This window comes from Streptobacillus canis (assembly GCF_009733925.1).
In the GTDB taxonomy this organism is placed as follows: Bacteria; Fusobacteriota; Fusobacteriia; order Fusobacteriales; family Leptotrichiaceae; genus Streptobacillus; species Streptobacillus canis.
The window spans coordinates 1-19,305 of record NZ_WOEI01000029.1 but is presented as its reverse complement, the minus strand read 5'-3'; the positions used below and the strand labels follow the sequence as shown (position 1 = coordinate 19,305).

The window sequence follows — 19,305 nt, the reverse complement described above, 5'->3', positions numbered from 1 at the left end:
ATATTCCTCCAATGAATCACCCTTGGAAAAAGGCTAGTTTTGAAAAATATCTTGAAAAAATGAAGCACCGTTCTTAAGCTAAAAAACGGTGCTCATGTTAACAAATTTTTGGGACATTTTCATTTTTACTTGACACTAATTTTAATTAATATTTTTTAGCAAAATAATGTTTTTTAGCTATCTATTTTCTTTATTTTATGATATATTTAGTAATGTAAAGTAGGAGGAATAAAAATGAAAATTAGAAAAATTAAATTAGAAGATAAAGATATTTTCCTGAAAATGTCAAAAGAATTTTATTCAAGTGAAGCGGTATTACATACAGTAGATGAACAGAATTTTGTAAATACTTTTAATGAATTAATAAACAGAGATACATACACTGAGTGTTTTATTATAGAATCTCAAGATAAAGTAGCAGGATACTGTCTTATATCTAAAACATATTCACAAGAAGTTGGTGGCATGGTTCTTTTAATAGAAGAATTATTAATACTTGATGGATTTAGAAGTTTAGGAATAGGGAAAAAAGTTTTTGAATATCTTTTTGAAAGATATAGTGAATATAAAAGATTTAGATTAGAAGTTGATTTTGGAAATGAAAAAGCAACAAAACTATATAAGAAATTAGGATTTGAAGAATTAAATTATCTTCAAATGGTTATAGAAAAATAGGAGGAAAAATGATAGATAAAGATAATGTTTTATTACTATGGACTATAATAGTATCCATAGCAGCAATAAGTATATATTTAGAAAGCAAATATGAATTAGTAGCAAAAATTAGTGGAGCAATAGTAGCTTTAGTTTGTGCAATGTTACTTTCAAACTTAAACATTATACCTATAGATTCACCAGTTTATTATAACGTATGGGCATATGTAGTACCTATGGCAATACCTTTATTATTATTTCAATGTAATATTTCAAAAATTTGGAGAGAAAGTGGAAGATTATTAATTATCTTCTTAATAAGCTCTATGGGTACAGTTGTAGGATCTATAATTGGATATACATTACTTAATAAATATATTCCAAGTTTAAATCATATAGCTGGAACTATGACAGCTTCATATATAGGTGGAGGAGTTAACTTTGTTGCAGTTTCTTCAAGTTTTAATATAGATTCTAAACTAATATCAGCAGCAACAGTAAGTGATAATTTATTAATGGTACTATATTTCTTTGTATTAATAATAATACCTAGTATAGTTTTCTTTAATAAAAACTTTAAAAGAGAATATAGTAATGAGACTAAAATGGATACAGAAAGTATAAATTCATTAAAAAAAACTGTTAATCTAGTAGATATAGCATTTTCATTTGCATTCTCTTTATTAATAGTAACAATATCATTTAGTTTATCAAGTATGATATTAGGGAAATTTGGTGATAGTGATTTAGTTAAGTTTATAGGAAATAAATACTTAATATTAACAACAATTTCAGTTTTATTTGCAAGTTTATTCCCTAAATTTTTCTCAAATATATCTGGATCACAAGAAATAGGAACATTCTTTATTTACATATTCTTTGTGGTAATAGGAATACCTGCATCAATAATGTCAATTATACAAAATTCTCCATTATTATTAGTATATTGTTTAATAATGGTATTAGTAAATATGATAATAACTTTTGTTGGAGCTAAATTATTTAACTTCACATTAGAAGAAGCAATACTTGTATCAAATGCAAATATAGGTGGACCAACAACTGCAACAGCTATGGCTATTTCAAAAGGATGGAATAAATATGTAGCTCCTGTAATGTTAGTAGGAACATTAGGATATATTATTGGGACATATATAGGAATATTTATAGGAAATATGTTAGGATAATGTTAATTTCTATAGGAATAATATTAATACTTTCAGTATTAATAGGAATGATATTTGAAAAAATAAATATTCCTAAAATAATAGCCTACATATTAATAGGAGTATTATTAGCCAGTAAAATAGATATATCATTACTAAATATTTCACCAGAAATAAGGAAGATAGCATTAGTAATAATATTAATAAGAGCAGGGTTAACATTAGACTTTAATGTATTAAAAACTATGGGTAAATCGAGTATATTAATGTGTTTTTTACCAGCAACTATAGAAATTTTAGGAACAGCAATATTTGCTCCTTTAATATTTAAAATACCTGTAATTGATGCATTAATACTTGGTTCAGTAATTGCTGCAGTTTCACCTGCAATAGTAGTGCCAAGAATGATAGGATTAATAAATAAGGGATATAGCAAAATACCTCAATTAATACTTGCAGGGGCAAGTATGGATGATATATTTGTAATTACCTTATTTTCAATATTTATGAGCATACAAAAAACAGGACAGGTTACAATAAAAGAGATAATTAATTTACCACTTAGTATAGTACTTGCGGTAGTAGTAGCAGTAATATTTAAATATATTTCTATATACTTATTTAAATTTATTAAAGAAGATACTTTAAGAATAATACTGTTTTTCTCACTATCTTTAATAATATTAGAAATAGAGAAGTATTTACCTGTTGCAAGTCTATTATCTATTACATTACTTGCAATGTTGATTAAGAAAGAAAATGAAGAAATAGGTAGAGTATTTATAGGAAGTTATGAAAAGTTATGGAAATTATTTGAAATTTTCTTATTTGTACTAATAGGAGCAAATCTAAAAATATCAAGTGTATTTGATTTTGGATTATTAGCTTTACTATTACTAATAATAGCACAAGTATTTAGAATGTTTGGAGTATATTTATCTTTAATTGGAGATAAATTTAAAAATAGAGAAAAGATATTTGCAATGGTTGCATATTTACCTAAAGCTACAGTACAGGCTGCAATAGGTGTTATACCACTTGCAAATAATGTACCATCAGGAGAGCTAATACTAACTGTTGCAATACTTTCAATACTATTTACAGCACCTTTAGGTGCGGTGTTTATAGATAATTTTTATGAAAAATTATTACAAAAAGATAACTTATCTTGACACTAATTATTAAAAAAAGTATAATAGAAATATATTCATATAAAGAAGAGGAGATATACATGAGATTACTTATAGTTAAAAACGCAAAAGATGTTGGAAAATGGAGTGCTTATCATATTGCACAAGAAATTTTAAAATTCAATCCCACTAAAGAAAGACCATTTGTTTTAGGATTACCTACAGGCTCAACACCATTAGAAACATATAAGAATTTAATTGAATTAAATAAAAAAGGAATTATTTCTTTTGAAAATATCATCACTTTTAATATGGATGAATATGTAGGATTGGCTCCAAGTCATGATCAAAGCTACCACTACTTTATGCATAAAAACTTTTTTGATCATATAGATATCAAAAAAGAAAATATCAACATTTTAAATGGTTTGGCTGAAGATTTACAATCTGAATGCCAAAGATATGAAGATAAAATTAAATCAGTTGGTGGAATACATTTATTCTTAGGTGGAGTAGGAGAAGATGGACATATAGCATTTAATGAACCAGGATCATCACTTTCATCAAGAACAAGAGATAAAGAATTAACACAAGATACTATAGTAGTTAATTCAAGATTCTTTGATAATGATGTTACTAAAGTACCTAAACTTGCTTTAACAGTAGGAGTAGGAACTATTACAGATTCTAAAGAAGTATTAATTATGGCAACTGGACCTAAAAAAGCTTATGCTATACATAAAGGAATTGAAGATGGTGTAAATCATTTATGGACTATTTCAGCTTTACAATTACATAGAAAAGCTATAATAGTAATAGATGAAGATGCAGCTCTTGAATTAAAAGTTAAAACTTATAGATACTTTAAAGATATAGAAGCTGAAAACTTAGATTTCGAAAAAATGGAAAGAGATTTATTAGCATTAAAAAAATAAGTAGAAAATAACTAGGGGCTGTTTATTTCGGAACAGCCCCTTTAATATCTAAACTTTTAAAATTGTTAAATGTTACATTACCAAATTTATTTACTCTTTTTACATTAGCTCTTTCAGTATAATCTATAGTTTTATTTCCATTACCCTTAGAGTTTTTAGCAGCAAGTTTTGCAGCTTCTACTAAAACATTTTTAGGAACTTTTTTCTTATTTGTAACGATGATTACATGAGAACCTGGTATATCTCTAACGTGTAACCATATATCATGGTTTTTAGCTTTTTCAAAAGTTAGGAAGTTATTTTCACTATGATTTCTACCCACAAAAATTTCAAAGTCATCAATTACATATTTAAGTAATTCTCTTTTCTTTTCTTTGTTATTTTTCTTGTGTTTTTCTTTATATATAGCTAATTCTTTTTCAATTTCAACTAATCCTAAAAAATCATCTTCTCTTTGAGTAAAATCAAGAACTGATTCAAGATATTCTTGTTCTTCAGTAATTAAAATATATCTTTCATTAGCAACTTGTATACTTTTCTTACCTTTTCTATATTTATTATAGTAAATTTTAAGATTTTCAGATGGAGTTTTATTAGGGTTTAGTTCTATATTAATATTACAGTTGTTAATGTAGTCATAGACTTCTATACATTCCATTCTTGGTTTTACAAGATAAAGATAACTTGTTAATAAGTCACCCATATTTTTATACTCTTCATAATTTTGATCTCTAATTATATCGTTTTCAATATTTTTAAGTATCTTGTTATTTTTCTTCATCTTATTATTTACAAATTTCTCTATATTAGCCTTCTTATTTCTTATTAGAGAAGTATTGATAAATGTAGTAAAATATTCATTTAATGCTTCGTTTAATGTTTCATATCTATTTTCATTATACGATATAAACTTACTAAATTTATTGTATGTAGTATAGTAATTATCATTGCTAGTGAAGATATATGGAACATAGTTGTTTAAATATTCTTTTCTAAGTTCTAAGTTATCGAATGTATCATTTGCAAATATTTTACCTACTCCTGATACTTCACTAACCATTTCATCAGCACTAGTATATATCTTATCTAAATTTAATTCATGTTTATCATTGCTAAAATATTCATATTTACGATTGATAGAATAAAACCTCTTATTTTCTATACTAGTATTATTATTCAATATGTTGATAATATTTTCTTCTTCATTTAATAGAAAAATATTTGAGTGTCTTCCCATCATTTCAAAGACTATATATGTAGTATCTAGATTACCTAAAATATTTACTCTTTTAAATTCTAACTTAACTATTCTATCATTATTTAATAAGGAAATATCTGTTAGTTCAGCATGATCTAAATATTTCCTTAAAGATAAAAGAAAAGAAGATGAAAAATTAATACTATCTTCTTTTTTTTCTTTTATATATATTATTGATTCATTATCTTTAGTTTGGAAAAATAGTTGTTTTTTAGAAAAGAATAATGAAAATGAATTTCCATCATATTGAACTATTTTATTTACTTTGAAATTAAGTAATTCAGTTTTTAATTCTTTAACTAAAAAATTCATTCCAACTGTATCTAAATATATCACAGGTCATTCTCCTTTTTTATTGCAAATACATAAAGAGCGTGGTCCTTAGAAAGTAATTTTTCATGCCCATTAATTCTAATTCTTATAGAGTCTTTATGTATATCTAAAATTTCTATAGCAGTTTTAAGTTGTATTCCCATTTCTGATAGTGCTAGTCTAATAACACTATTACCTTTAACTTCACTTACTTCAACTTTATCACCTATAGCAAAGTGAGTTAAGTCTTCAGGTTCTAAATTAAGTTTTAAAGATTTAAGATTATTAAGTAATTCTTCAAAAGTTTCAAGAAATATATCTAATCTTTCTTTAGGAATATTTTTAGTAACTTTTTCTAATGTAGTAGTATGAAAGTTACCATGATAGTTATATGCTATTTGTCCTTTTTTATTTAAACTAACATATACTTTTCTCTTGTCTGTTTTAGATCTAGTTCTATTTATGAATTTTTTTTCTTCTAGTTTATTAATTGCTATAGATGTAGTACCCATAGTAATTCCAAGTCTTGTAGATAATTCTTTCATAGTAATTTTTTCTAGTCCTATACATTCAATAATATGTAATTCAGTAGTAGTAAGACATTTAATTACTAAGTTTAAATTTATCTCTTCCATTTTGTAATAAGTTTTATAGAAATCATCTATTAAAACTTCCATTTTATTATACATATTTACCCCTTAAAATAGTGAATTTACTCTTTCTTCATAATTACTAGAGAAAACATATGAACCAGCTACTAAAATATTTGCTCCAGCTTCTCTAGCTAGAATAGCAGTCTTATCATTAATTCCACCATCAACTTGAATATCAATATGAGGATATTTTTCTCTAATTCTTCTTATTTTTTGACACATAGCATCTATAAATTTCTGACCTCCAAAACCTGGATTAACAGTCATTACAAGAATTAAATCTAATTCTTCTATAACATTATCTAAAAAGTCTATATCAGTAGCCGGATTAATAGAAACACCAGCTTTAACACCATAAGATTTAATTAATTGTAGTGCTCTATGTAAATGTTTAGTAGCTTCAACGTGTATAGTGATGTTGTCAGCTCCTGCTTTTACAACAGATTCAATATACCATTCTGGTTTTTCAACCATTAAATGTGCATCAAAATATAGGTCTGAATGAGGTCTTATAGCTTTAATAATATCTGCTCCAAAGCTAATATTTGGTACAAAATTTCCGTCCATAATATCTAAATGTAACCATTTAGCACGAGTTTTACCAATTTCTATTACTTCTTCTTTTAATCTAGAAAAATCTGCTGCAAGTAGTGATGGTGCAATAATAATGTCTTTATTCATTTTATATCTCTCCTTCTTGTATATTTTGATATATTAGTTTATAGAAATCATATCTTAATTTATTTAATTTTTCTTTTACGTTACAATTTGGTTCATGTATATGAACACAATTAGAAAATTTACATTCTATTGCGAAATCTTTAATTTCTGGAAAATATTCTCTAACATCTAATATGTTTTCAAATACAGGGAACTCTATACTCGAAAAACCAGGTGTATCTATTATGAAACCATTATTATATGGGAAAAATCTTGTGTCAACAGTAGTATTTTTCCCTTTTTTTGTTTTTTGACTTATATCTCCTGTAACTAGAACTTCTTGTTCTAATATATTGTTAATTAAAGTAGATTTACCTACACCACTAGGACCAGAAATTATTATATTTTTATCAGAAATATATTCTTTAAATTCTGAAAATTCATTATGTGAAATGAAAAAGTATTTTAAATATGGGAAATTATCTTTTAATAATTTTCCTAATTCTTCTTTTTCAGAATTAGATAATAAATCTGATTTAGTTATTATTAGTATAGGATCTAATTCATTTTTATGTACATTTAATAATAGTTTTTGAAATTGAATAATATCAAAATTTGGTTCCTTTGCTGCAAAAGTAATAGCTAGGTTATCAATATTAGAAATTAATGGTCTTTTTAAAGAATTCTTTCTTTCTAATATTTCAACTATAACACAAAGTTCTGTATCTATAATTACATTATCTCCAATAATACAGTTCTCTTTTTTGTTTTTAACTTTTAAATTACCACGTAGTTTACATTTAACAAGTTTATCTTCAAATTCTTCAATATCTTTAAATGAATAATTAGTATATACAAAATAGAAACCTTGTATTTTACGTATTACCTTTCCTTCTATTAGCATCTATTCCCCTTCTGATTTATGTTCATTATTTTCTTCTTTTTTCTCAACTTCCTTAAGTGTCTTATTAAGGATTTCTTCTATGTTGTTATCTATTTTTTTAGATTCAACTTTTTGCTCAATAACTTCTGTAATACTCTTATCAACTTCAACTCCTGTATTTAATACTATACTAATCTTTGTATCTTTTTCTATAGTATCCCCAGGAAGAGGGTTAGTAGTGATAATAACATTTTGTGCAAAAGCAGGATCATTTGCTTCAGTTACAAATGTAATGCTTTGACCTATTTGAGCTAAGATGTTTGCTGCATCATTTTTATCTAATCCTATTAAGTTAGGCATAATTTTACTTTTTATTAATGGTTTAGAAGATACAAGTAAAGATATTTTTTGATTAGTACCAATTTTACTCCCTACTTTAGGGTAAATAGATAATACTAATTCTTCTTCTGAATCTTCTATAGGCATATAGTCTATTCTTTCAATTTGAATATTAAATTCTTCAAGTATTCTTCTTGCTTCTATTAATGTTTTTCCACTTAAATCAGGTATTTCAACACTATTAACTTTATTAACCCATATATTTACAGTTCTATTAACTTTAACTATAGATTCAGGTTTAGGATCTTGTATAAACACATAATCTTCTGGAACTTCAGATGACTTAGATTCAATAATAGAATATTTTAAATTAAAGCTTTTTAATAGCTTAGTAGCGTCATCAACATACAATGAAGTTACCTTAGGAACTACAGTCTCTCTTTTATTAAAAAATGAATTTAAAAAAGCAGAACGACCTAAAGTTAATATGATAAATAATGAAATTACAATAATAGAAATTCTAACAATTTTGTTATCTATAATTTTATCAAACATTTTTCCTCCAAATTATACTTATTACATATATTATACATTTTTTTTGCTACTAAAACAAGTAAAACAATAATTAGAAAAAATCACCTAAATTAAAATAGTAAGTGTCCAAAAGTTTAATTAAGCTATATTTAATAGACACTCATAAACTTGATTAGATGTTAAAGCATTGAAAATTTTTCTTGGATAATTATTCATGAATGTTTCAATGTGTTTAACATCTTTTTTTGTTAAATGATCCATAGATACCCCTTTAGGTATAAATCTTCTAACCATTTTATTATTATTTTCATTACTTACTCTCTCATTAGAACAATAAGGATGAGCAAAATACCAATCAATACCTAAATCAGTAATTTCTTTAATATTTGCAAATTCACTTCCATTATCAGAAGTAATTGATTTTATTATATATTTCTTACTCTTAATAATTTTTTTAACTTCCTTAACAACATTATCATTAGTTTTAGAAGATAATAAACAAACTATTCTAAGTCCAATAACACTATCTATTTCCCAATGACCTAGCTCTTCTCTATTGTTAATATGTCCAGGTCTTTCATCTATACTTAAACCTCTAGATTTAATAACTCTTTTTCTATATGTTTTACTACCCTTACTTTTGTAAATGATAGTATCATCTTCTTTTTTAAAACCTAGAAATTCAAACAAATCATTATTTATGTAATTATACAATGTTTGTACAGTAAAATTAATATTGTATTTATCTCTTAGTTTTTCAATTGTAGCATAAGGAGAATGTTTTTCTTTTAATAATTTTGCAATATCTTTAGCTAATTTAACGTTATTATCAATTTTACGAGGTAATTCTTTCTTTGTGATACTTTCCTGATATCTGTTATGAGAAGTATCGTGAGAGTAGATTAAAATCGAATTATTAAGATAATCAAGTTGTTCTAGAGTTCCTCTCTTAATTTCTCTTTTTATTGTTTTTGTACATTTAGCTAAGATATCAGCTATATTTTTTATGCTCTTTAGTGGGATTAGAAACATATTTAGTTAAATCCTTTATTTTAGCTTGTTTTAGTAGATGTGATATTATTACTCTATCTTCATAATTTAAATGTTTATATTTAGCCTCTTTATTATTTTCTAAATTTATGTTATTATTAGTCATGGATATACAGTTCCTTTCAATGAATTTGGTCGTTTATGATTGTACTGTATATCCACTTTTTTTCAAGTTATTTTTGGACACTTACTATTTTAATTTAGGATTACTAAAAAAAATGAAAAAAACTATTGACATTTTATTTCAAATAATATAGAATAGAAAATGTCCTAAGAGGATATAAGAAAAAGAAAAATAAAAAAATAAAAAAATTCTTGACAAGATTAACTAGATAGTGTATAATAATTTTTGTCAATGAAAGTTGAGCCTTGGTGGTGAAATGGTAGACACACAGGACTTAAAATCCTGTGGGAGCAATCCCGTGCCGGTTCGAGTCCGGCCCGAGGCACCATTTACATTAAGTATTATCGCGGAGTAGAGCAGCCTGGTAGCTCGTCGGGCTCATAACCCGAAGGTCGTTGGTTCAAATCCAGCCTCCGCAACCAAAAAAAATAATCACAATTATGCGGGAGTAACTCAGTTGGTAGAGTGTCAGCCTTCCAAGCTGAATGTCGCGAGTTCGACCCTCGTCTCCCGCTCCATGTGAGTCATTAGCTCAGTCGGTAGAGCACTTGACTTTTAATCAAGGTGTCACTGGTTCGATTCCAGTATGACTCACCATTTTTAACAAAATAACTTGAGTGGTTTAATATGTGCCTGTAGCTCAGTAGGATAGAGCAACAGCCTTCTAAGCTGTGGGCCAGGAGTTCGAATCTCTTCAGGCACGCCATATTAAAAATAGACCATAAGGATCCATAGCTCAGTTGGTTAGAGCACGCGGCTCATAACCGCGTGGTCGCTGGTTCAAGTCCAGCTGGATCCACCAGTTATTTTGGGCCCTTCGTCTAGTGGTCAGGACATTAGGTTTTCATCCTAAAAACAGGAGTTCGATTCTCCTAGGGCCTACCATTTTTTTTTGAAAATAAATAAGTTGATTTGGGTGGATGTCCGAATGGCTAAGGGACCGGTCTTGAAAACCGGCGAAAGCGCAAGCTGTCAGAGTTCGAATCTCTGTCCACCCGCCACTATGCCCAGATAGCTCAGTCGGTAGAGCAAGGGACTGAAAATCCCTGTGTCCGTGGTTCGATTCCGCGTTTGGGCACCATTATTTAACAAAAAAATGAAGAAATAATTAATGAATCTGCAAGTCAGTAAAAATGCTGAATTGCAGATTTTTTTTGTTTCTAAACTAGCAAAATAAGGACATAAACAAATATTTTATCTTTTCCGTTTATTTTCATGTATTTCCAAACTTTTCCTAAAAGTTCTAAAGGTTTTCTAAATTTAATGGCAACGGATTGGCAATAGGTTGGCAACATTAATACTCTAATTTAAAAAATATTTTTATTTATAAAATAAAAATCATAATAATTATTTTTAATATTGACATAAATCTATTGAGAATTATTCTTGAATATAATTTTTTTTATTCTATAATGTATATAATTTATTATACAAGAAATTTATGAAATTTACATATAAAGAATATATTACTTTAAGGAGTATAAAATCCAGGAATACATTAAAAAAATATGTTAGGGAAGGAAGTGTCAAATAACAACTAAAATGAAAAGATGGAAAATTATATAATTGATACTCAAATTAACATCAAAATATTATAATAAAATTATTAAATTTTGAAATTGAAAATCAAAATAAAAAGATAAAAGAATTAGAACAAGAGATAAAAATATTAAATATACGATTAGAAAATAAAAATAATTTTATTTCAAGAATGGAAGAAAAAATAAAAGGAAAATTTCATCAAATTTATGGAAAATAATTTTTTTGAAATTTTTAAATTATAAGGTAAAATATATAAGAAAGGAATTTAAAATACAGTTTATTATGAATAAAAAGTATCTGAAAATTTAAATAAAGATGAAAAATTAGAAAAAGTAAATGTATTATCAATCAAAAATCCAACAGAAGGATTTGATTTAGAAGTATTTAAATTATTTAAAAATCCAGTTGTTGTAGAAAAAATAATGGGAGATATCGGAATTGATATTGGAGACACATTTGTTGGGATGCATATTAAATTTCTACAAGTTCCTTTAAGATTAAAAAATAATAAAATAGGTAAAGCTAGAATAAATATAATGTATTCTAGAAAAAATGATAGGAGGAAAAAGGGCAAATTATGAAGTTTGAATTTAATATAGAGAAATCCTCAAATTTAGAAGAAGAATATTTAAGTGAAATGCTATTAGAACATAATAAAAAAAAATTAAAATTAAAACAAAAAGAACCATATAAAAAATTTTCATATGTAGTTAAGAAAGATAATGAAATAATAGCTGGAATTATAGGATATTCTGTTTTATGGAAAATTTTTTATATTGATACATTATGGGTAAAAAGAGAATATAGAAATAAAAAAATAGGAACTAAATTGTTAAATTACATATTAAAAAAAGCTAAAAAAATATGGATGTCATATAGTTCATCTTGATTCTTTTGAATTTCAGGGAGTAGATTTTTATATAAAGAATGGATTTGAGATATTTGGAATCCTTGAAGATAGTCCGATTGGCTATAAAGAATATTTTTTAAAAAAAGAAATAAAATAAATTTATTATAGAAGGAGAAATAGTATGAATATATTTTTATATTCACATTTTGAAAGAACAGGTATTTTTTTAAAAAAAGAAGTAGAGAATAAAGTAGTTCTTTTTATACCAACAGCATCAATTCATGAAGAATATAGAGGTTATGTCGATTCAGCAATGAAATTATGGGAAGAATTAAAAACTAATATTATAGAATTAGATATATCAAAAAGTACTTTTGAAGAAGTTAAAGAAAAAATTGAAAATGTAGATATTATATATTTTTCAGGTGGGAATTCATTTTTTTTAATTGATCAAATTAGAAAAACAGGAATAGATAAACTTATAGAAAAACATATAAATTTAGGAAAGTTATTTGTTGGTGAATCTGCAGGTGCAATAATTTGTGCAAAAGATCTTACGTATATAACTGAAATGGATAATATTCCAAATTCATATAGTCAAAAAGATTATTCTGGTTTAGGATTGATAGATGGATTTGTAGTCCCTCACTATTTATGTCCACCCTTTACTGAATCATCAACTAAAATTATTGAAAAATTTTCAAATTTAAATTTATATCCAATTTCTAATACAGAAGCACTCATAATAGAAAATGATAATTTAAAAAAAATAGAGATAAAAAAATAATGATAATTTTTATTGGCAACAAATTGGCAACAAAACTTATTCAAAGTCAATAAAATAGATATAGTTTATGTTGAGTGTATGTTCTAAAAAAAATAATATACATATACAAGAAAAGTTTGCATAAATGAAAAATGGTAAAAAATAGTAGTAAAAAATATTAAAAAAAATTAATTTATATTGGCAACAAAAAACTATTTAAAGCCAATAAAAACATATATAGTGTAGGTATGGGCACCAGAGCTAAAACAAAAATAGATAAATAATAAAACAATCTGCAACTTAGTAAAAATGCTAGTTTGCAGATTTTTTTGGTTTCTAAACTAGCAAAACAAAGACATACCCTATTTTCCATCTATTTTCAAATGTTTCCTAAAATGTCTAACCTTTTCTTCTTGTTGACAAATATAAAAAAACATGATAACATCAGTTAACAAATCAAATAAAAAGGAAGGTAATAGTTATGAAGAAGTTTTTTGGTATGATTATAGCGATATCAATCTCTCTTTTTTCATATGCAAATATAACAGTAGATGGTAATACTAATGTATATATAGAAAAGAGTAATAATGGTATAGATATAATAAATATATCGACTCCAAGTCCTAAAGGTGTAAGTCATTCAACATTTAAAGACTTTAATGTAAGTGAAAAAGGTGCAGTAATTAATAATGCTAAAAATATAGCAAGGAGTCATATAGCAGGACTAATAAATGGAAATAATAATATAAAAGAAACAAGAGTAAAACTTGCACTTCTAGATGTAACAGGAACAAAAGAGAGTAAACTAAAAGGAATACTTGAGGCATTAAGTAAAGATAAATTAGATGTAATACTTTCAAATCCTAATGGAATTACACTAGATGGTGCAAGTTTTTTAAATATACATAATATGTCTTTAATGACTTCTAGACCAATAATTGAAGATGGAAAGGTAATAGGACATACAAAACCAACAGGAGATATTAAAAGTTTAAAGGAGTTAAACACTAAAGAAAACCTAGAGATAGTAGCTAATAAATTTACCTCTAGTTCTGATGTATATGCAAAAAAGCTTAATGTAACAACATATGCAGGAGAAGAAGGAACAGAAATAAGTGCAGATATAATAGGGTCAGTATATGGAGATGTAGTAAAGATAGTAGCAACTAAATCAGGAATAGGAGTTAAGAGTATAACTTCAAAGGATTTAAGTTTAGAATCAAAGAGACAAGCAAATATAGAAAGTATAAGAACAGATAACTTAGATATAAAGGTAGAAGAAGATTTTACAAATAAAGATAAAATCATATCAAATAATAGTATAAGTATAGAAGCCAATAATATATTAAATGATGGAAATATATTAATAAGTGATAATATATCATTAAAAGCAAAAGAAAATATATCAAATCTAAATGGAGCAATAATACATGCAGATAATATCTTAAGTTTAGAAAGTAAAAACCTTAATAATATAGGTAAGGTAAATTCTTATGGTAGCCCTATTAAGAAATGGCTTACTTTAGATAATAAAGAACTTACTGAAGAAGAAGTTAAATCAAAATGGATAAAAAAAGTAGTAGAACAATATGATTCATATAATGCATTAAAACAATCTAGTACAGATGAAGCAAAAAAGAATGCCCTGTCAGCTTTCTATGATGAAGTAGTAGTAATAGATCCTACTGAATTTGATTGGAGAGTTTTAAAATACCATGAAACATTAGTTAAGAATAGAGATAGAGCAGGTAAACCAGGAGTATTCTTTAATTTAGATGAATATACAAATATTTTAACAAGAGATAATATATCTAAAGTTAAAGAAGAACATAAAAGATTTATGTATGAAAATGTAGATAAAACAGAAGACTATACAAGAAGTGGAGATACTAATATCATACTTAAAGGTTTTATTGAAAACAAAGATGCAAATACTAGCTTTTCAGTACTTAGTGGTAATAATATTAATATTACTACAAAAGATGTAGTAAATAATAAAGATGGACATATAATAGCAAATGTTAATAATAATATAAAGACTAATACATATAATAATGCATCTAGTATTAGTGATAAAACTTTAACTATTCAAGATGGTTATGAAAAGATGATATATGAGGGAGATAGAACTTGTTTTGGAGTTGTAGCTTGTGATATATATCATAAAGCAATATATACAAGAGATTTAGGTTTTGATAAAGAAGTAAATCTTAAAGGACTTCCATCTCATATTAAAGGTAAAAATATTAACATAGATGCAGAAAATGTAAACTTTAAATCATATAGCATAGATGAAAGTAAAAAGACCTTAAGAGAAGAAGATGAAAGATATATAAATAATAAAGAAGAAATAGAGATAAATGGTAAGAAGATAGAATACAATTTAGAAGATGATCCAAGATATGTAAAACTATCAAACTTTTTAAATAATCCATATTTCTTAAATAATATTAAATACAATAGTAATAATAGATATTTAATAAATGAATTTAAATTACAAGATAAAAGAAACAAAGAAATAGAAGAAGAAAAAATAAGTAAGAGTAATATCACAATAAATGCTAAAAATTTAAATATAAAAGAACAAAAACTTCTATTTGATAATATTAATCTATCAAGTAATAATATATTAGTAGAAGGAGCAAAATTAGAAGCTTTAAGTAACTTAAATATTAAATCAGATAATATATTTGTAAAATCTATAGTAGATGAAAGAAGTAATGAAATAACATATTTAGAAGATACAATATATTGGAAATCTTTAGTAAATGAGAAACAAAAATTACAAAAGAATATATCAAGTAATATACTAGCTAAAAATATTAAGATAGATTCAAATAATACTGTGATATTAGGAAGTAATATATTAGCAGAAGAAGATATAATAATTAATAGTGATAACTTAGAACTTATAGCAAATAAAACAGAAAGTACAAAAGAAGAAATAAATGAAAATGTATTTATTAAAAATAAGACTAAGATAGAAAATAGGCAAAAATATGAAGAAGTAAATTCTAGTAATATATTAGGTAAAAATGTTAAAATAGGTAAAGGTGATGTATTAGTAAAAGGATCTAATATAGTTTCAAATGAAAAAATAAATATAGATGCAGATAAAGTAGAAATATTAGAAGAAAAAGTAAATATATCTAGAGAAGATTATTTAAATGATAGTAGAGTAAATTTTGATTTAAAGGTAGGTTTAAGAGGAGTAAATACAAAACTTGGATATTCATTAAACCAAGATGAGAGCAATGAAGATAGTAAATTATCATATAAATCAAATGTATCATCAAAAGAAATAGATATTAAAGCAAGAAAAGATGTAATAAGTAGTGCAGATATATTAGCAGAAAAACTTGAAATTAATGCAGAAAATATATTATTAAAAGATGTAAAAAATAGTATAACAGAAAATGTAAAGTCAAAAAACTTTAATATAGGATTATCAGCAAATGTAGGATCAAGTTTACTTGATATAGCAGCAGATACTAAAGAGATGTTTACTAATGGAAGAGTAGATAATGCTTTAAATATAGCTTCAAATATACATAAGGTAAATAAGGTAATAAGTGGGGCAATAAATCCAAATAAATTAGTAGATGTAAGTGTAGGATTAAGTGCAGGAGGAAGTAATAGAAGATTAGTTTCTAATTCTAGTGAAAGTATACAAGGTAAAATAGATGTAAGAGATATAAAGTTAAATGCAAAAGAAAAAGTAACTTTAGTTAATCAAGAAATAAATGGAGAAAATTTAGAAATAAACTCAAAAGAAACTCATTTATTACAAGGAGAGAGCACTAAGACAGTATCAGATAAAACAGATGGTGGTGGAGTAGATTTATCATTTAATCCTATAACAGTTAGTGGGACAGTAGGAGCAAGGTATAATAATAAGAGATATTCACTAGATGAGAAGACATATAGTAAGAATAAGCTAAATGTTGAAAATATAAAGATAAATAGTGAAAAAGTAATAAAAGAAGATAAAAAAGATGAAAAAAGAGAAGATAAATCAAGTTTAGACTTAGGATTTTCAATATCAGCAGGGATGAGTGGAGTTACTGGGGTAGAAGGTAATGTAAAGGTAAATGATACAGGGATAGGTTTAGGAGTAGATTTATCAGGTAAAGAAGTTTTAGGTGGAAAAGGAAGTATTTCACATAAAGGAAATGGATTTGGAATAGGATTAAGTAAAGAGGGAAAGATAACAAGTTCAGAAATAGAGGTAGATGGTAAGAAGTATAATGCTCATTTAGAATTAATACATAAAGAAAACAGAGATAAAGTAATAGATGATTTTAAGAATGTGTTAGGGACACCTGGGGCTTATGTAAAGGCTATTAAAAATACTGTAAATAATAAACTTAAATTTGATAAAGAATTAAAAAAAGAAATATATGGACTAAATATAGAAACTGAAACAGATTTAAAAATAGAAAAAGAAGAAATATTAAATGAGATAGATGAAGTTTCAAAAAAATCTAGAATAGAAAAATACATTCAAAGTATAGCAAATTTAAAAGGTGAAAAATTTAATAGTATAAACTATAAAGAATATAGACCATATGTAGCAGCTACAGATAAAGATAATAATTTATTTATAGACATATCTAAAGTTGATTTAGAGAATTTAGAAGATATCAAGAATTTATCATCTTATGAAACAAATAGATGGACATATATTAATGAAGAAGATGATGATAAATCATCAAATATAGAGAAAAATAAGTTTAAATTAGAAGGTGGAAAAACTAAGTTAGAAATAGAATTAAGCGACAGAGAAGAAAAAGAAATTAGAAAACATTCAGCAACATTACAAATGAAAGATACGAAGACAGATCTTTTTGGTGGAGGGGGTATAACATTTAGAGAATCATTTTCAGGAATAAGCAATACTAATATAAATGATTTTTCAGGAAATATATTAAATAACTATCCAAGAATAGAGATGTCTAATAACACACCTTACTTGAATGTTAATTATGGATTTTTAATTAAAAATGGCAATATTTCTAGAGTATTTGGAACTAGTAAAGATTTTAAAGATGAAGTAGTAATAGAAGAGCTAGAACGTATAAATAATAGTATAAAAAACTCAAAAGATGGAGTTACAATTGAGGATTTAGAAAATAGGAATAGTTCTTCTACTAATGGAAGTCCTAAGAAACCAAATGATGATAAAGAAAAACAAAAACAATTAAAATTAAATAAAAAAAAGGGGAAACAAGCAGAAATAGATGCTGGAATTAATCCTAACATAAAGAAAACTAAAATAGAATCTATAACAAAAACAGCCAAGTCAAGAATTCCAGATGAACTATTAAATGACAAAAAAATATTAAGAGAGATAAAGGATGTTTCAAAATTAAGATATACAAATCAAATTAAAGATTTTAATTTGTGGGCAAAAAAAAATGGATATAAATTTATATTAGAGATAAGAAATGGAAATGAATTAAATTCAGAATTATTAAAAGAAATTGAAAAAGGGAATATAATATTTAAATATATTGGAGAATAAAAATGGGAAAAAATGAAATGGAATTAATATACAAAAAAGAAAGAAAAGAACTGATAGAAGAAGTAAACAAATATGGCTATAATTTTAATACAACAGATGATATACTAAAAATAGGATCTAAAGATAAAAAAATAATACCAGTTTTATTAAAATGGATAGATAAACTTTCTGATCCAAGTGATAAATCATGGATTGCAAGATGCCTTACAGTAAAAGGATATAAAGAAGCACTTCCAAGATTGATAATGCTATTTAAAGAATTAAAAATATATCCAAATTCAGATAGGTGGGCAGTAGGGAATGCAATAGGTGTAATAGGTAATAATGAATATATAGATGAATATTTAGAAATAATTACAGATAAAACAAATGGAACAGATAGACAGATGATAGTGAATTATATGTATAGATATAAAGAAGAAAGAGTAAAAAAAATATTGATAGAATTATTAGAAGATGAAGATGTAAATTCTCATGCAATATATGCTTTAGGAATGTTTAAAGATGTAAGTGTTATAGATAAAATAAAACCTTTTTTACAACATAATAGTATATTAAACAGAAGATTAGCAAAATCTGCAATAAAAAAATTAGAGAAATTAAAATAAAAAAAGTAATAACAATTATATTTGATTTTTATTTTAGATACTGACTATAGAGAGAGTAAATTTAATGAAAATGAGGAAGTTGAAAAGAGAAATAAGACTAACTATTAAAAGTCAAGTCTAAATTTAGAAATAAAATTAATAATTTACTCTTAAATTTAGGCATAACAAAATGGCCTAAAAAGAGAGTATTGAAATAAGTCTGTAAATTGAAAAATATAATTTTTAGTATAAGCCTTTTATTATGAATAAAAAAAAGTAAGAAGAGTAGGAAGAATTAGAGAAATCGAACCAACAATCTATGATAAAGCTGTAAAACT

The 19,305-nt window shown here is 25.3% G+C and carries 15 protein-coding genes, 9 tRNA genes and 1 pseudogene; 18 read left to right on the top strand and 7 right to left on the bottom strand.

The window, feature by feature from the left end; genetic code table 11:
- The first annotated feature begins 234 nt into the window (after positions 1 to 234).
- The 4 genes from GM111_RS07170 to nagB are packed head-to-tail and all read left to right on the top strand — an operon-like array spanning position 235 to position 3,885.
- The gene (locus tag GM111_RS07170) at positions 235 to 675 is read left to right on the top strand and encodes a GNAT family N-acetyltransferase (RefSeq protein WP_156300424.1); all 441 of its coding nucleotides are present in this window, start codon (positions 235 to 237) and stop codon (positions 673 to 675) included.
- 8 nt (positions 676 to 683) lie between these two features.
- On the top strand, positions 684 to 1,841 hold the full coding sequence (locus GM111_RS07165; RefSeq protein WP_156300423.1) for a DUF819 family protein: 1,158 nt from the start codon (positions 684 to 686) through the stop codon (positions 1,839 to 1,841).
- A complete protein-coding gene (locus tag GM111_RS07160) occupies positions 1,841 to 2,992 on the top strand; it encodes a cation:proton antiporter domain-containing protein (protein ID WP_156300422.1) in 1,152 nt (383 codons plus the stop codon). The genes GM111_RS07165 and GM111_RS07160 overlap by 1 nt, the downstream gene beginning before the upstream one ends.
- A gap of 59 nt (positions 2,993 to 3,051) precedes the next feature.
- On the top strand, positions 3,052 to 3,885 hold the full coding sequence (gene nagB / locus GM111_RS07155) for a glucosamine-6-phosphate deaminase (protein WP_156300421.1): 834 nt from the start codon (positions 3,052 to 3,054) through the stop codon (positions 3,883 to 3,885).
- Positions 3,886 to 3,907: 22 nt separating this feature from the next.
- On the opposite strand, the gene GM111_RS07150 is transcribed toward nagB, so the two are convergent.
- The 7 genes from GM111_RS07150 to GM111_RS07120 form a co-directional block, all read right to left on the bottom strand.
- A complete protein-coding gene (locus tag GM111_RS07150) occupies positions 3,908 to 5,479 on the bottom strand; it encodes an Rqc2 family fibronectin-binding protein (protein ID WP_156300420.1) in 1,572 nt (523 codons plus the stop codon).
- Positions 5,476 to 6,144, bottom strand: coding sequence for a MarR family transcriptional regulator (locus tag GM111_RS07145; protein ID WP_156300419.1), 669 nt, complete (start codon positions 6,142 to 6,144; stop codon positions 5,476 to 5,478). The genes GM111_RS07150 and GM111_RS07145 overlap by 4 nt, the downstream gene beginning before the upstream one ends.
- 9 nt (positions 6,145 to 6,153) lie before the next feature.
- Complete coding sequence (gene rpe / locus GM111_RS07140; RefSeq protein WP_156300418.1) at positions 6,154 to 6,789, bottom strand: ribulose-phosphate 3-epimerase; 636 nt, start codon at positions 6,787 to 6,789, stop codon at positions 6,154 to 6,156.
- Position 6,790: 1 nt separating this feature from the next.
- A complete protein-coding gene (gene rsgA, locus GM111_RS07135) occupies positions 6,791 to 7,672 on the bottom strand; it encodes a ribosome small subunit-dependent GTPase A (RefSeq protein ID WP_156300417.1) in 882 nt (293 codons plus the stop codon).
- The gene (locus tag GM111_RS07130) at positions 7,673 to 8,545 is read right to left on the bottom strand and encodes a PASTA domain-containing protein (RefSeq protein WP_156300416.1); all 873 of its coding nucleotides are present in this window, start codon (positions 8,543 to 8,545) and stop codon (positions 7,673 to 7,675) included.
- A gap of 117 nt (positions 8,546 to 8,662) precedes the next feature.
- Positions 8,663 to 9,556 carry an IS30 family transposase gene (locus GM111_RS07125; RefSeq protein ID WP_156300415.1) on the bottom strand — a complete coding sequence of 298 codons (894 nt, stop codon included), beginning with the start codon at positions 9,554 to 9,556 and terminating at the stop codon, positions 8,663 to 8,665.
- Positions 9,516 to 9,680 (bottom strand): hypothetical protein, encoded by a 165-nt coding sequence (locus GM111_RS07120; protein ID WP_156300414.1) that lies wholly within the window; start codon positions 9,678 to 9,680, stop codon positions 9,516 to 9,518. Before GM111_RS07120 ends, GM111_RS07125 begins: the two co-directional genes overlap by 41 nt.
- A 260-nt stretch (positions 9,681 to 9,940) precedes the next feature.
- On the opposite strand from GM111_RS07120, the gene GM111_RS07115 reads away from it, so the two are divergent.
- The 14 genes and pseudogenes from GM111_RS07115 to GM111_RS07050 all read left to right on the top strand — a co-directional run bounded on the left by GM111_RS07115 (position 9,941) and on the right by GM111_RS07050 (position 18,988).
- Positions 9,941 to 10,026 (top strand) — tRNA-Leu (locus tag GM111_RS07115).
- A gap of 17 nt (positions 10,027 to 10,043) precedes the next feature.
- Positions 10,044 to 10,120, top strand: a tRNA-Met gene (locus GM111_RS07110).
- A 20-nt stretch (positions 10,121 to 10,140) separates the two neighbouring features.
- Positions 10,141 to 10,216: transfer RNA gene (locus GM111_RS07105), tRNA-Gly, on the top strand.
- 3 nt (positions 10,217 to 10,219) lie between these two features.
- Positions 10,220 to 10,295, top strand: a tRNA-Lys gene (locus tag GM111_RS07100).
- Positions 10,296 to 10,327: 32 nt separating this feature from the next.
- A tRNA-Arg gene (locus GM111_RS07095) sits at positions 10,328 to 10,404 on the top strand.
- A gap of 19 nt (positions 10,405 to 10,423) precedes the next feature.
- Positions 10,424 to 10,500: transfer RNA gene (locus GM111_RS07090), tRNA-Ile, on the top strand.
- A gap of 8 nt (positions 10,501 to 10,508) precedes the next feature.
- Positions 10,509 to 10,583: transfer RNA gene (locus tag GM111_RS07085), tRNA-Glu, on the top strand.
- 29 nt (positions 10,584 to 10,612) lie between these two features.
- A tRNA-Ser gene (locus GM111_RS07080) sits at positions 10,613 to 10,699 on the top strand.
- A gap of 4 nt (positions 10,700 to 10,703) precedes the next feature.
- Positions 10,704 to 10,779, top strand: a tRNA-Phe gene (locus GM111_RS07075).
- A gap of 766 nt (positions 10,780 to 11,545) precedes the next feature.
- Positions 11,546 to 11,821: pseudogene (locus tag GM111_RS07070) on the top strand (DUF436 family protein); the annotation flags it as partial.
- A complete protein-coding gene (locus tag GM111_RS07065; protein WP_156300413.1) occupies positions 11,818 to 12,129 on the top strand; it encodes a GNAT family N-acetyltransferase in 312 nt (103 codons plus the stop codon). The pseudogene GM111_RS07070 and the gene GM111_RS07065, both read left to right, overlap by 4 nt.
- A 142-nt stretch (positions 12,130 to 12,271) precedes the next feature.
- Positions 12,272 to 12,877, top strand: coding sequence for a Type 1 glutamine amidotransferase-like domain-containing protein (locus tag GM111_RS07060; protein ID WP_156300412.1), 606 nt, complete (start codon positions 12,272 to 12,274; stop codon positions 12,875 to 12,877).
- A 460-nt stretch (positions 12,878 to 13,337) separates the two neighbouring features.
- Entirely contained in the window at positions 13,338 to 18,380 is a 5,043-nt protein-coding gene (locus GM111_RS07055; protein ID WP_156300411.1) for a two-partner secretion domain-containing protein, read from the top strand.
- Positions 18,381 to 18,382: 2 nt separating this feature from the next.
- Positions 18,383 to 18,988, top strand: coding sequence for a HEAT repeat domain-containing protein (locus tag GM111_RS07050; protein WP_156300410.1), 606 nt, complete (start codon positions 18,383 to 18,385; stop codon positions 18,986 to 18,988).
- Positions 18,989 to 19,305 lie beyond the last annotated feature (317 nt).